Origin of the sequence: Rhodoferax sp. U11-2br (assembly GCF_018619435.1) — a bacterium.
Classification (GTDB): domain Bacteria; phylum Pseudomonadota; class Gammaproteobacteria; order Burkholderiales; family Burkholderiaceae_C; genus Rhodoferax.
The window spans coordinates 1-13,300 of the sequence record NZ_JAHFZF010000009.1 but is presented as its reverse complement, the minus strand read 5'-3'; the positions used below and the strand labels follow the sequence as shown (position 1 = coordinate 13,300).

General features: G+C 55.1%; 12 protein-coding genes and 2 pseudogenes. 5 read left to right on the top strand and 9 right to left on the bottom strand.

Annotated features, from left to right (window positions below; translation table 11 throughout):
• The first annotated feature begins 273 nt into the window (after positions 1-273).
• The 3 genes from KKO72_RS07810 (at position 274) to KKO72_RS07800 (ending at position 3,132) form a co-directional block, all read left to right on the top strand.
• On the top strand, positions 274-1,116 hold the full coding sequence (locus KKO72_RS07810) for a metallophosphoesterase (protein ID WP_371736846.1): 843 nt from the start codon (positions 274-276) through the stop codon (positions 1,114-1,116).
• Between the two features lie 228 nt (positions 1,117-1,344).
• Positions 1,345-2,334, top strand: coding sequence for a hypothetical protein (locus KKO72_RS07805; protein WP_214937094.1), 990 nt, complete (start codon positions 1,345-1,347; stop codon positions 2,332-2,334).
• A 21-nt stretch (positions 2,335-2,355) separates the two neighbouring features.
• Positions 2,356-3,132: a S1/P1 nuclease gene (locus KKO72_RS07800; protein ID WP_214937092.1), complete on the top strand. Its 777-nt coding sequence runs from the start codon at positions 2,356-2,358 to the stop codon at positions 3,130-3,132.
• Positions 3,133-3,269: 137 nt separating this feature from the next.
• On the opposite strand, the gene KKO72_RS07795 is transcribed toward KKO72_RS07800, so the two are convergent.
• The 7 genes and pseudogenes from KKO72_RS07795 to KKO72_RS07765 form a co-directional block, all read right to left on the bottom strand.
• A complete protein-coding gene (locus KKO72_RS07795) occupies positions 3,270-4,085 on the bottom strand; it encodes a hypothetical protein (RefSeq protein ID WP_214937090.1) in 816 nt (271 codons plus the stop codon).
• A gap of 1,349 nt (positions 4,086-5,434) precedes the next feature.
• The gene (locus KKO72_RS07790) at positions 5,435-5,833 is read right to left on the bottom strand and encodes a hypothetical protein (protein WP_214937088.1); all 399 of its coding nucleotides are present in this window, start codon (positions 5,831-5,833) and stop codon (positions 5,435-5,437) included.
• A gap of 76 nt (positions 5,834-5,909) precedes the next feature.
• Positions 5,910-6,734, bottom strand: a complete 825-nt coding sequence (istB, locus tag KKO72_RS07785) for an IS21-like element helper ATPase IstB (RefSeq protein WP_214937086.1) — start codon at positions 6,732-6,734, stop codon at positions 5,910-5,912.
• Entirely contained in the window at positions 6,724-6,879 is a 156-nt protein-coding gene (locus KKO72_RS07780; RefSeq protein ID WP_214937084.1) for a hypothetical protein, read from the bottom strand. The genes istB and KKO72_RS07780 overlap by 11 nt, the downstream gene beginning before the upstream one ends.
• 163 nt (positions 6,880-7,042) lie before the next feature.
• Complete coding sequence (locus KKO72_RS07775; RefSeq protein ID WP_214937082.1) at positions 7,043-8,590, bottom strand: PAS domain-containing methyl-accepting chemotaxis protein; 1,548 nt, start codon at positions 8,588-8,590, stop codon at positions 7,043-7,045.
• Positions 8,591-8,944: 354 nt separating this feature from the next.
• Complete coding sequence (locus KKO72_RS07770; RefSeq protein ID WP_214937080.1) at positions 8,945-9,451, bottom strand: chemotaxis protein CheW; 507 nt, start codon at positions 9,449-9,451, stop codon at positions 8,945-8,947.
• A gap of 354 nt (positions 9,452-9,805) precedes the next feature.
• Positions 9,806-10,297 (bottom strand): annotated as a pseudogene (locus tag KKO72_RS07765) (transposase zinc-binding domain-containing protein); the annotation flags it as partial.
• A gap of 402 nt (positions 10,298-10,699) precedes the next feature.
• Here KKO72_RS07765 and KKO72_RS20925 point away from each other — a divergent pair.
• Positions 10,700-11,263, top strand: coding sequence for a PEP-CTERM sorting domain-containing protein (locus KKO72_RS20925; protein ID WP_251140531.1), 564 nt, complete (start codon positions 10,700-10,702; stop codon positions 11,261-11,263).
• Positions 11,264-12,160: 897 nt separating this feature from the next.
• Here KKO72_RS20925 and KKO72_RS07755 read toward each other — a convergent pair.
• Together KKO72_RS07755 and KKO72_RS21365 are read right to left on the bottom strand one after the other, a co-directional pair.
• Positions 12,161-12,643 carry a hypothetical protein gene (locus KKO72_RS07755; RefSeq protein ID WP_214937076.1) on the bottom strand — a complete coding sequence of 161 codons (483 nt, stop codon included), beginning with the start codon at positions 12,641-12,643 and terminating at the stop codon, positions 12,161-12,163.
• 184 nt (positions 12,644-12,827) lie between these two features.
• Positions 12,828-12,911: an SEC-C metal-binding domain-containing protein gene (locus tag KKO72_RS21365; protein ID WP_371736849.1), complete on the bottom strand. Its 84-nt coding sequence runs from the start codon at positions 12,909-12,911 to the stop codon at positions 12,828-12,830.
• Between the two features lie 195 nt (positions 12,912-13,106).
• Here KKO72_RS21365 and KKO72_RS07745 point away from each other — a divergent pair.
• Positions 13,107-13,300 (top strand): annotated as a pseudogene (locus tag KKO72_RS07745) (IS110 family transposase); the annotation flags it as partial.

Here is a 13,300-nt window from a genome sequence, read left to right as displayed (position 1 = left end):
GTAGCACCCGATCTCCTTGCAGTTCACCCGTTGTTGGGCATGGCATTTTGGGTGGCGCTGCTGCTATCGGCACTGCTGCTTCCCATGGGGTTTCTGGGGCGGCGTGTTGCCAGGCCCAAATTGGCCTCCCTTCTGACCTGGTTGGGTCTGCTGTGCATGGGGCTCGGGTCATCTCTCTTTGTACTGGCTTTGCTGCGGGAAGTCGCACTGCTGGTGATGCAGGGTTTCGACAGGGTTTGGCCCGCAACGCTTGCAAGCGTTGACCTTGCGAGCTTGCGTTTTGACTCGGCGCTGTTGGTGCCGGTGTTGGGTCTGCTGGTGACGTTGTGGGGATTCTCCAATGCACGTCGAACTGCAGCAGTAGTGAGAGTCGATGTCCCGATTGCCAACCTGCCTGACGCACTGCAAGGCTTTCAGATTGCACAGATCAGCGACATTCATCTGGGCCCCACCATCAAGGGCCCGTATTTGCAGCGCATCGTGACCAGAGTTAATAGCCTGGGTGCTGACCTGGTGGCCATCACCGGTGATCTGGTCGATGGTAGTGTTGCAGAGCTGCGAGATGACGTGTTGCCTCTGGTGGATTTGACTTCCACACACGGCAGCTTCTTTGTCACCGGCAACCATGAGTATTACTCCGGGGTACATGGTTGGATCGATACATTGAGAGGCTTGGGTATCCAAGTGCTGATGAACGATCATGTGGTGATTCACCACCACCATGATGCACAGGACCCTGAGCCTGCCACGATGGTGGTGGCTGGTGTGACAGACTTCGGAGCCCACCACTTTGACAAGGCACAACGCAGTGACCCTGCTCGGGCGATGAACGGTGCACCGGTTGACGCTGTGTTCAAGTTATTGCTGGCCCATCAGCCCCGCAGTGCGCCTGATGCACTGCAAGCGGGGTTTGATCTGCAGCTCTCGGGTCACACGCATGGTGGCCAGTTCTGGCCCTGGAACCACTTTGTCAGATGGCAACAGCCCTTCACGGCGGGGCTACATAGGTTGCAGTCCCTGTGGGTTTACACCAGCCGGGGAACAGGGTACTGGGGACCACCCAAGCGTTTTGGTGCACCTTCTGAGATCACCCTGCTGCGACTTGTCCGTGCTTGAGGGTCGTGAAAGACAAAGCATCATCAATTGCTGAACGCTGGCAAGTCAGCCACCGCACCAACGCTTTTCCTTCATCTTTCTACAATCCGCTCCCTATAGGACCAAACCTGATGCCCGGACAACCGAGACCCTGATCGTCTTCTATTGATCCATCCGGTGTCCTACCCCGTTTGAAGTCGTCTTTCTTGTTCACAGTTTCTCTCTCATTTCTCCAAGGACCAGCGCCCCATGCCAATCTCTGCTTCCACCCTCACTGCCCTGCAAAAGGCCGGTACCGCCATCTTCCATGCCGACGAAAAGTTGAAAAGTGAAGTCGCAGCCTACGCCCAACGCGCCAACGCCGCCGTCCTCAACAACCCCTACAGCCTGGGCAACGCTGCCCTCATCGAAAGCTGGCAAGTCACAGCCCGTCTGTCCAAGAGGCTGTCGGGCATCGAAGAAGAACTGCGCGAGCTCTATCGCATTGCCGGTGAACTGACCGAAGAAGACCTGCCCATCGTGCGCGAGACTCGCGCCCTGAGCGCACCTGCCAGCGCCCCCACCAGCACAGGCACCAAGAAGGCGGCCAAGAAGACTGTCACCAAAGCCGTCGACCTCAGCGCCACCACCGTCAAGGTGAAAAAAGCGACCCGAAAACAAACGGCCAAGGCAACCAAGGCGCCAACCGCTGCACCCACCGCCAAAGCAGCTACACCGCTTGCAAAAGGTAAGAAGACCGCAGCCAAGACCCCAACAGGCAAACCGACCAGCAAAGCGCCAGTAACCCAGCCCGCGACCAAAGCCATTGCCAAGGGCGCCAAGGTCAAAGGCGGTACCACAGCAGTTGCCACCCAGGAACTCCAAGGCAACCCCGCCAAGCTCCTGGCCTATTTGTTGAAGATTCTCAACACCGACAAGTTTGAGCACATCATCCAGACTGCGATTTCCAAAGAGACCAATATTCCCGTGGGCTCCATGACTGCGGCGCTGGCTCGCCTGATCAAAGAGGGCCGTCTGGTGGCCGGTCCTCAGGGCAGCTACAAGCTGGTCAAGGTGGCGGCCAAGGCAACCAAGAAGAGCCCGGCACCGGCAAAAACACCAGCAGCAGCTCCTGAGAAGACCCCGGTACAGGCAACTACCCCTGCACCAGCTGCGACAACAGCGCCTGCAGCTGCACCTGCTCCGACACCAGTCCAGCCTGAAGTCCAGACAGTTGCGACGCCTGAGGCTCAGGCCTAAGCAGGACGATCTCTCAGGCGTATGAAGCTGCTTGTGCGCCTTCTGAGTCTGGGCTTGTGGCTGAGTCTGTGGCTCGGTGCCTCCCAGGTCCAGGCCTGGGGCGTACAAGGCCATCATGTCATTGCCAATCTGGCCTGGGCTCAGCTGACACCACAGGCCAAGGCAGAAGTGTCCCGGCTACTGGCACTGGAGCCCGGAGAAACACTGGCCTCCATCTCCACCTGGGCCGATGAGCACCGCAGTCCCAGCACGGCACGTTGGCACTATGTGAACTTCCCCAGGGAGTCCTGTGTGTACCAGCGTGAGCGCGATTGTCCCGATGGCCAGTGTGCGGTGGAAGCCATCGAAAAGCAAACCGAGGTGCTGGCTTCAAAAACCTCGGATGACAAAAGACTTCTGGCACTGAAGTACCTGGTTCACTTCGTTGGTGATGTGCACCAGCCCTTGCATGCAGGGTATGGTGATGACCGGGGCGGCAACAGCTACCAGATACAGGCCTTCGGAAAAGGAAGCAACCTGCATGCCTTCTGGGACAGTGGACTGATCAAGACTTTGCAGGAAGACACGGACACTCTGAGCCAACGTCTGTTGGTCAAGACCCTCAAGAGCTCGACAGCACCGTGGAACGCGGCCCGGGCTGCCCAGGCTTCCTGCAGGATCGTGGCCAGTAAGGGTTTCTATCCGGGTCGATTTGTGGGCCAGGACTACGTTCAGGCATTCACGCCGGTGATGGAGAACCAGTTGGTGGCAGCTGGTTCAAGGTTGGCAGAATTACTCAATCGGGTGTTGCATCAGTAGATGATTAGCGGGGCTGGGACGGTGCAGCACCCCAGTTAAGTCAAAGCCAATGGTCGCGCCACTTTCTCGTACAGAAAAATCGGCGATGGCAACGCGGTACTGCTGTGATCGATTGGATCGTTTGTGAGTGGCTCGGGTTAGCTGACAGATTTTGCACATTCAAGCGCATAGCGCTGAATCGCCACGGGATCGCTGTCAATACGACTGCTTTTGGGGCGGCGCTGCATAAACCACCCAACCAACTCGTTGATAGATTTTTCGCTCACATAGACTTGACGGTCCAGGTCTGGGCGACCCATGCTGGGCGGCAATGCCTCATCCCAAGACTCAAACGCATCTGGGGCCGGGGCAATGAAACAACCAGCATGGGTGGCTGATTGAATGAGCACCCAGCATTGGCCCTCACCTACACCATACGCAAAAAGCGAGGAAGGCTCTTTCTTCAGACTCGCCCATGCTGGCGTGGGAGTTACTTCCAGAGGCGTCTGCTGGGACTCCAATGGTCTTGTGTTGTCTGGTTGCAGGACGTGACTGGATGGACTTCGTAGCTCAGACAGGGCTTTTAGCGACCTCAGTTTCTCAACCATCGCCTTTTGTCTGGCGGCCTCTTGCGCTTGGTCCTGAAGGCGTTTTTCTTCTGCCAACTCCAGCGCCCTGCGGCGCTCAGCCTCAAACTGCTCCAGCAACGCTCGTGTGTTGTTGACCAACAGTTCACGTTCTGCCTCTGTAAGCACCCTCCCGCCGCCACCGCCCTGCCCATGGACACCAGACGTCTGGACAGCACCATACCGCTTTGCAAAGCAGTCCGATCCCAAGACAAGCAGTTGACCACCCTCTTCGACAACATGAATCCGAGCATAGACACCGTGCCCGCAGTGCGGTTGTTGACAGCGAACGCGGTGTGCTTGATCGACAGCCACAATGGCGAGCAATCTATGCGACTGATCCGTCATCCAACATCTCCAGCTACGAGGATTGAGCAAGTTTTGCGAACTAGGGTATGCAGATCATGCAGTGCCAAAGACACTGCATGGGCAGTGACATTTTGCATCTGAGTCATGGTTGAGCCAACGGTGCAGCGGCCAATTTCATCCGCGCCGAAGAAACACCGCAGCGGCTGAGTTAACCCTTACAAGCTCCGTTCTGCTGGAGAACAAGGGGGCAAAAGGCGGATTGCTACGTCCCACGACTTCGACGTTTGTTCAGTACAGTCAGCCGGTCGTCGCAGCCCGGCAATGGTCTGGGCACCCTACTCAGCGCGAATGAGGGGAGGCTATTGCAATTTCTATCTTCTGTTGCTCAACAGCCGAACTCTTCGCGGGCGAGGTGTCACCAAAGGTCGACGAGAGACTCGCATCTTGTTCGTCTTCTCCTTTGCAACCTCCTCAGAAACAGGCCGCGTTGCGACCCAGAGGCCAAAAACACTAATGAGACCAGCAACGATGCTCAAAACAAGAATGTCCATGTCGTGCCCTTTGCCTGTTGCGCCCGGTTGGGGTTGCGCAGCGCAACCCTTTCTGAGGCGACTCAATCAACTCATTTCTGCGAAAGTGACTCTGAATCACCACTCAAGTCTACCAATCTCACTGTTGAGAAAAGCCACGTTGGGCTTAGACTTACGAACAAAATAGCGAGGCGTCAATGAATACCGCATCAAACGCGACAAATAGAGGGTTGCCAGAGTAGTTTTCCTAAATAATTGGCTACACAAAATGTCAAACGAATTGCTGATTGCTTTTGTTATTTTTACCTTTGTTCTGTGCGGAATTGGGCTTTACGTCAACACGCACAGGTTAGAGGATGTGAGCCCCAGCTCGAAGCCCAAGAGTGATGCTGATAACGCTGAATGAGTCACATCCTGGAGACTGACTGATGTTCGATTACTTGCTGCTTTTCATTGTTAGCTGCATCATCTTTGGTGGTGGCCTCTATCTGAATTCTGAGGCGAAAAAGTACCGAATCAAACGCGATAGCGGTTCGAATGAGCCACAGCATGTGCAACGTGACGCTGAATAGCCGAAGTCTGGCGACCACCCAAGAGATGAGTCAACAGATGGCCGAGGCAATTGAAGTTGGCACTGCTAATGTGTATGCAGATCTGGGCTATGTCGACCCAGAAGCTATGCAACGCTAATCTTCACTGGTAGGGTATGCCACTGTTGGCACCAATGCACTCATTTACTTCCTGGGTTTGAACCCGAATCCCCAGGCAGACGCTCACGGTGCATGATGGCAAACACCGCCAATCCGACACCGCCAATGGCTATCAGTGCAAATGCGATGACAAGTCCTGCAGCAGTGGTCATGGCTTCAATGTTAGCCCAACACTTGGCATACCATTGCAATGGCAAATCAGCATCATTTTGGCCCTCACCACCGATTCAGGACCACCCATCCAACTAGCTTTCAGCGATTGTGAACATTGACGCCACACCTCGACAGCAACTGCTGCGCTGACGTCATGGCCCATTTCCAGTAACGCTTTCTGCACGTTGGTTGCGGCTTGGGGATCCCATTCTGCCGAGTTCGGAACTCCACTCGCTTGTTGCGTTGATATGGAGACAAGTTCGTCCAAGTTGGCCTGCCTCCTTTGATGGTCTTCCTGCTCCAGTCGTTCGTAATCAGGACTTCCAAATTCACGGCCAATTGGCACCATATCGAGCCAAGCTCGTTCCTCCTCGGAACGCCAGATAAAGCGCATGGAATGTTGATTCCGGAGACAAACTGATCCAGCATTTCGGATCAATATTGAGCCACCTGGTTAAAGATAAATTTGGCTATTCGGTTGTGGATAAGTCTACGTCATTGGCTTGTTCTTGATGGTCTCCTTTCCCTGATTTCGGTTTACTTGTCTTGCGTGGTGTTCGTACCTGCGCACTGGAATTCTTGAATCTCCAGCTCTCATTGCCCGTCTCCACGATGTGGCAGTGATGGGTCAGTCGGTCCAACAGCGCTGTCGTCATCCTTGGGTCTCCAAACACATTGGCCCACTCCGAGAAGCTCAGATTGGTGGTGATCACCACGCTGGTGCGCTCGTACAGTTTGGACAACAAATGAACCAGCAATGCCCCGCCCGCCTGGGTAAAAGGCAAGTACCCCATCTCATCAAGGATCACCATGTCCACGTACATCAACCGGTAAGCCATCTGTCCTGACTTGCCTTGCGCCTTCTCTAATTCCAGGGCATTGACCAACTCCACCGTAGAGAAGAAACGCACCCGTTTGCCATGGTTACGGATAGCTTCTACGCCTAGGCTGGTGGCCAGATGCGTCTTGCCCGTGCCTGGTCCGCCAATGAACACCACGTTGTGTGCAGATTCCAAAAACTTCATCTGGTGCAAGTCCCGAATCAAACCCTCATCCACACCAGCCTGGGCGAAGTCAAACCCGGCCAAGTCCCGATGCGACTGGAAACGGGCCACCCGCATCTGGTACGCCATGGAACGCACCTCACGTTGCGCAGCTTCTGCCTTGAGCAACTGGTGCAGCACCGTCTCATGGTCCAGTGTCTTGATGCGCGCCGTACCCAACACTTCCGGCCATGCACTGGCCATGCCGTGCAAACTCAAACCCTTCAATGCGGTCACGATGTCATTGGACATAGCTGACCTCAATCTCACCGCCTCGCAGGCTGTCGTAGCGCGTCACGTTGGCCAGCGGTGGGGTTTGTAGCGTCAGTGGCGTATCTACTTCACCAACCGTCATGAGCCGGGATTGGTCCTTGAGATGGGCCAGGGTGTTGAGCACGTGCTCAACCGTGCCCGAATTGGTTGCCCTATCTATCGGTTTCAGCAAAGGTAGACATGTGGAGTGCGTTGGGGTATCCAAGAACTGGCTCAAAGCTGCCTTCAAAGCTATCCTGGGCGTGTCACCTAAACGCCGAGTCACGTCCCCTGTGACTACCGATGGATCAAACAGAGAACACCTTGACCGCCTCCACCAGTCTCTGCGCCTGAGCACCCATGCTGGTTGCCGCAGCGCTGCTTTGCTCCACCATGGCTGCGTTCTGCTGAATCATCTGGTCAAGTTGCGCCACGGCCATACCCACCTGGGATATGCCTGCTGATTGCTCCTTGGATGCCACGGTGATCTCTGCCATCAGGTCATTGACACGTTTGACCTGAGTAACAACTTCATTCATCGTGCCCCCTGCATCTGCCACCAGGCGCGATCCACTTTCCACGTCGCCGACGGAGTCATCTATCAGTACCTTGATTTCTTTGGCCGCCGCCGCCGAACGTCCTGCAAGGCTGCGGACCTCGCTGGCCACCACAGCAAAGCCACGCCCCTGATCGCCTGCGCGTGCGGCTTCCACCGCAGCGTTCAGCGCCAAGATGTTTGTCTGGAAGGCGATGCCATCAATGACGCTGATGATGTCGGCAATCTTGCGGCTGGACGCACTGATCAGTGTCATGGTGCTCTCCACTTTGGCCATCGCCTGTCCACCTTTTTCGGCCACATGCGTAGCAGTCAGGGCCAGCTGGCTGGCTTGATGCGCCGTGTCTGAATTCTGTTTGACCGAGGCGGTCTGCTGCTCCATGGCAGCAGCTGTCTGCTCCAGGCTGGAGGCCGCTTGTTCGGTTCGGCTGGACAGATCTGCGGTAGCTGCAGCAATTTGTTGGCTGGCCACTTGCACACCCTGGGCTTGCTCAAACACATCAGCCACCAAGGATTGCAGGTTTAGTCCTGCCTGGTTGACGGATCTGGCCATCAGGCCAATGTCATCGCAACGGTCCATGTTTAGATCAGGTGCTGCCTCTCCGCTGGCAACTTGTTGTGCAGCCTGCGCCACTTGGCCCAGCGGTGTCGTGATCTGTGCCTCAATAAACCAGTCGACCAGCAGCAGGCTAACTGCAATGACCGCCGCCGCCCCTGCCAACACACCGCCAGTCAGATCAGACCAGGTTAGGGCTGTTTCGGCAGCAACACCCAGGGCAAGCAACGGCAGGCGCACTCGCCAGGCGGTGGGCAAGAGTTGCAACGTGCTGCTCCAGCGCATTAAGCCGGTGCGCACAATCAGCCCGCGGTGAAACGCCAGACCTGAAGCTGTCCCTTCCTTGAACTGCTGATACCTCGTCTGCGCAGCATCAATCTGGGTGCGTGTTGGTTTTGTGCGGACCGATAAATAACCTGTCAACTTCCCGTGCCGACGCATCGGCGCCGCATTGGCAACAACCCAGTGATGGTCGCCATTGCTACGCCGATTCTTCACCAGGGCACGCCAGGTTTGTCCTTCCTTCAAGCTGTGCCACATGTCGGCAAAAGCCTCCACCGGCATGTCAGGGTGACGCACCATGTTGTGGGGTTGTCCCAGCAACTGTTCAGGCGAGAAACCGCTGGTACGAATGAACGCGGCATTGGCGTAGCCGATGTGGCTGTTGGTGTCGGTGGTGGACAGAAGGGTTTCCGAAGCCGGAAACTGGTATTCACTCTGGGTGACGGGCAAATTGGTTCTCATGGATGAACTCCGGGTGACAAAGTGGATGTCACTTTTAAATGGTTGACGGGCGCGATCTTTGATCGCGTTAAAGTGACTTTTTTTGCAGCTGGTTGTGCAGCAATTACAAGAGTTGGAAGTAAAAAAGACTCCCAATGTCGAGCGTTATTGGTTGGCGCTGCAATCCTGATCTTGGTTGTCGGTTGTGCTCATGGTTCTGTGGCAACCTCTTACCTTATCGACCCGTTAGAGCTGATATAGCCAACGCCAAACAGCATCGGCGTCAAGAACCCAGGTGCACTTTCGAGTGGGTGACGATATTCAGGTTGTTGCAAATTCCATGTTGACTCCCTCAATAAGCTGTAAGTGAAACGCTCAATGCACAAGTTCGGGAAACAGACCCAGGTCCGCACTGTTCATGAGCTTCTCGATGTCGATCAGAATGAGCATGCGGTTCTCCAGCGAACCAATGGCCAGCAGGTGATCACTGCCGATGGCAGATGAAAATTCGGGAACCGGGCGTAATTGCTGCGGGCTCAGGGTGATGACATCGGAGACACCATCAACCACCATGCCAACAACACGGGTGCCAATGTTCAGAACAATCACCACGGTGAAGCTGTCGTAGTTCACCGGGCTGAGCTTGAACTTGATGCGCATGTCCACAATCGGCACGATCACACCGCGCAGGTTGACCACACCCAGGATGTGCTCGGGTGCATTGGCCATGCGGGTGGGGCGCTCAAAGGAGCGGATTTCCTGCACCCGCAAGATGTCGATACCGTACTCTTCCTCACCGAGTTTGAAGGCCAGGAATTCGCTGAGGGCAAGGTCTGAGATGCCCGCTTCTGATGCAGTGAAGCTTGTTGTGTTGTGAGGCATTGTTGCCGTCTGATTCATGTGACCACCAGTTATTTAAATATCAAAAAACATCAATTTATAACAAAATTGTATGCTTTTTGATATTTTTTCATGCCTGGCAGTGCATGACCCTTCCGGGAACGTGGAAGGGTGCATCGAAAGTGACCTGGGGTACTCGTCGGATGAGTGGGCGGGTCCCCCTGGCTGTCAATGTTCGGTCTGGAGCAGGCAGAACCCGATCTGCTGCACATGCTTCCAGCCTGGAACGGGCACCCGCATTGCAGCGGTTCCGGTCTTAGAGACTTGCGATCTGCCTGCTCTATAGCAGCCGTTGGCAACCAGGGAACGACAGGCAGCAAAGTGGCGCACATTTCGTCAAAACGGGTACCGGCTATATGGTCGGAAGCCGACACCTGTGTATACCCGCTTCAGGGAAGTCCAGTGGTCTCTTGCTAATTCCTCAAACACCCCGTCGACCACGCAGGCGTGGAAGTGCGCATGCCCGTTCAGGCTGGAGCCGAAGCGGTGGATGAAGGCCATTGCGTCAATGTGTGGCGCCGCCTTGTTCACTTGGGTCGCACCAGCGCAGTGGGCACGCAGGCTTTGCGCGACGATCCGCAGATAAATTCGCAGCACCATGTTGAGCACTGCCTCGTGGCGCTGCGTGAAGTGACGCAGGCGCTTCGGGACCGACAGCATCCATTGGCGCACAGGCAGGTGCGGGAAAACATAGTTCGTCAGGTGTGCGGCCGCCTCCTCCATTTGCCGCGTGTTGCACGACGGGCACACGCAACGGCCTTCGCAGCAATTGGCCACAAAGCAGTCGTGCCCGCTATCATCACAGCACGACCGGACAAAGCCATGCGCCAAGGTGGGCGGCGGCGGCAGAACAGGTGGGCAGCGATCGTCAGTGGGATACATCAGCCCAGCCCGCACCGGAGACCGAGTTCGATCAGCGCATCACCTGGTAGGAGGCTCGTGCCTGATGCCTGAATAGTGGCCGTCAGCGGTCATTTTCCAGACATCAAGCAGTGCTTTGGGTGCAATTCGGCGGTCCATTCAGCAAATCGTGATGCATGCCGACCGGAAATCGACGATTGACGCCTGCACCCGGCGTCAGCCGTGCTTCCCGAAAGCTGGTTGGATTTTCTTTTCAATATTATGTCGGAATGCTTTACAGCTCAGAAACTGACCAATCGTAAGTTGTTGATTTAAATGGGTGGCATAGGTCTTGCAGCGTCTTGACTATCACAAGCTGGAGAATTCAATATGTCCAATAACCTGATTCGCTCGATTTTGCTGGCTGTCACGCTGGCGGGTGCTTCAGTCGCCAGTCAAGCCACGCCGGTGACTGTCACATTCAACGAAGCCGGCGCCCCAGGCCTCGGGGTTCTGGACGGCACAACGTTCTACCAGAGCTACGGCATTGCCAATTTCACAACCGCTATACGCTTCGGCGCCGACCCCCGCCTGCCGGACGACGGTTTTGGCATTACCAACAACGGCAGTTCTGGATCGGTGATTTTTGGCGAGGACATCTCTGCACTCGGCATGACTTGGGCGGTGTCGGGCCAGGGGGTCACTTTCGTTGCAGAGTTGTACGACGCTGCAGACCTGCTACTTGAGACGTTCAGTTCCGGTGGTGTCGGCCTTTTCGGGAATGCCTCGTTCGCAGCCAGCAACGTGCGCAAAGTTGTGTTTCACGACGGCGGCACTCAAGTTGCGATCGACACGCTGACCTATACGCGCGGCACTGTTCCCGAGCCTGCCACGTTGGCGTTAGTCGGCTTGGCGCTAGCTGGCGCAGCCGTTGCACGCCGACGCAAGGCCTGACACGCCAGACCGGGCCTCGACGGATAGGCTTTCCAACCACACGAAGCCAAGTATCGTCAGACAGAGGTGGTATCAAACCACGAAAAAACTCTGTCGATGACTGGCTCCGTGACGTGGTCTCACCAAACTGCGCCTGACGATAGAGTCATTTGCGCAGGCTCGGGCACTGTTACCCCGCAACGCTTCAAGGTAGCCGCTTGGCTGGGTCATCGATTGATACGCTGATCAACCTCATAGTCCGGTGACGGTTGTGCCGCCACATCCCAGTCTGCTGACTCGATTTACATCCCGTCACTCACTTGCACATCACCGTCGTCCCAGATCGGTGGCTGGTATGACGGCGACAATCCATAGCCAACGTCCGGTTTGGAGGATCCAAATCGTGGACGGCTACTTCCGGTAAGGGCACGATGGCGAAGGCCATGAATGGCTGCTGAACAGGGCTGAACTGGACAACCGGGAAGCCGACTATCGGGAGCACCCGCTATCAGCCTTGAAGAGTCGTTGGCCTGAATTTTGGGTTTTTCCAGATGGCAGCCTTCAATAGGCTGGAAGCGGTCTTACATTCTGCTCCAAAGCGGTCGCTCCAATTCGAGCTAAATACGCTTCTCAAGAATGGGATTAATGACAGTTACGACCACACCATGACCAACAATGCGTGGACCCTCTTGCACAGTGAATTTAAAGCCCGGATAGAGTCGACCATTTTGATACTCTGGTACCAGTAGCCATAGGTTTGCTTTTGCACTTTGACCTGGCGAAACTGACTCCTTTCCAATGTATTCATGGGCAGCATCGTTCAGTGAGTCAAGGCCGAAATCATGAGATGGTCGATACCCTGACTTCGCAGCAGAACGGCGCCCACCAAACTCAGTCGCAAGAAGCGTAATCTCTGCCTCAATGTCTGGAGGACGGGACGTGATTGCCATAAACCCAAAATCTATATGATTTGTTGAGACACTGCTTTCGCTGCAATGCGGGTGCCAGTTCCAGGCTGATTCCGGACTTCTGCTGCACTCCAAAGCGGTCAAGAGCGCTTATTTTTCTGTGCATTGTTTCTAGACTGGGGTTACGACGGTGTTGGACCCGCATCATTTTTGGGTCTGGTGAGCAAAATCCATACATAAAAATTAATGAAAATCGGAATCTGCCAAGCTGCGGTTCAAAGCCATGTTCCCCGAATGCTGGTACCGAAATCAGCGCCTTGGAACCTTCAAATTGTCGCAATTGTTCAAGTGTCTTAGACGAATCCTGCCAAGCGTTACACATCAAGTTGTGTGACGCGACCGATGGCACGCCGACAGTTTTGCTAAGGGAGGAGCGACGCGCGCTATTGATCGCATCAATGAGCTGCGTGTTGTCAATACCGTAGTTGGTCATAAAGTCCTCTTGCCAGGCACAGATGAGACAAAGACAGTTTTCTCCAATGGCTAAAAAACCATATCGTCGGTTTACCCCGTATCCTAAAATTGCCAAGCGTGCAGATCTGATTCAACGCGAAGATATTTCCCCGCTTAGTCGACATTCACGAACGGCAACTCATGGCCCGAGGTCCCAATTGGCGTTAAAGGCCATGACACTTCTTGTATTTCACCCCACTGCCACATGGACACGGATTGAATCGCCCCGTGTTTCGTGGAGGCTGGATAGTTAAAGTGAAACCGAGGATTGCCTCGAATTTTCCAGATATTTTGCAGCCTCAGAGCAGTCATACATGGATGTCTGCATTTGGCCCCAACCTGCGCCGACCCAAAGCAATGGAATGGACGCCCCCACCCTAAACGGCATCGATGTGCCAAAGTGGAGTTGCGTAACAACCACCTCACAGATAGGAGCGTCCACCATGAAGGCTACAACTATTGGCATTGACTTGGCAAAGAATGTGTTTCAGGTGCACGGGGTCAATGAATTTGGCAAGGTTGTATTGAAGAAGCAGATTAAACGTGAACAAATGGCCGCATTTTTTGCCAACATGCCGCCTACTCTGATCGGAATGGAGGCGTGTGGCAGCGCCCACCACTGGGCCCGAAAGTTGCA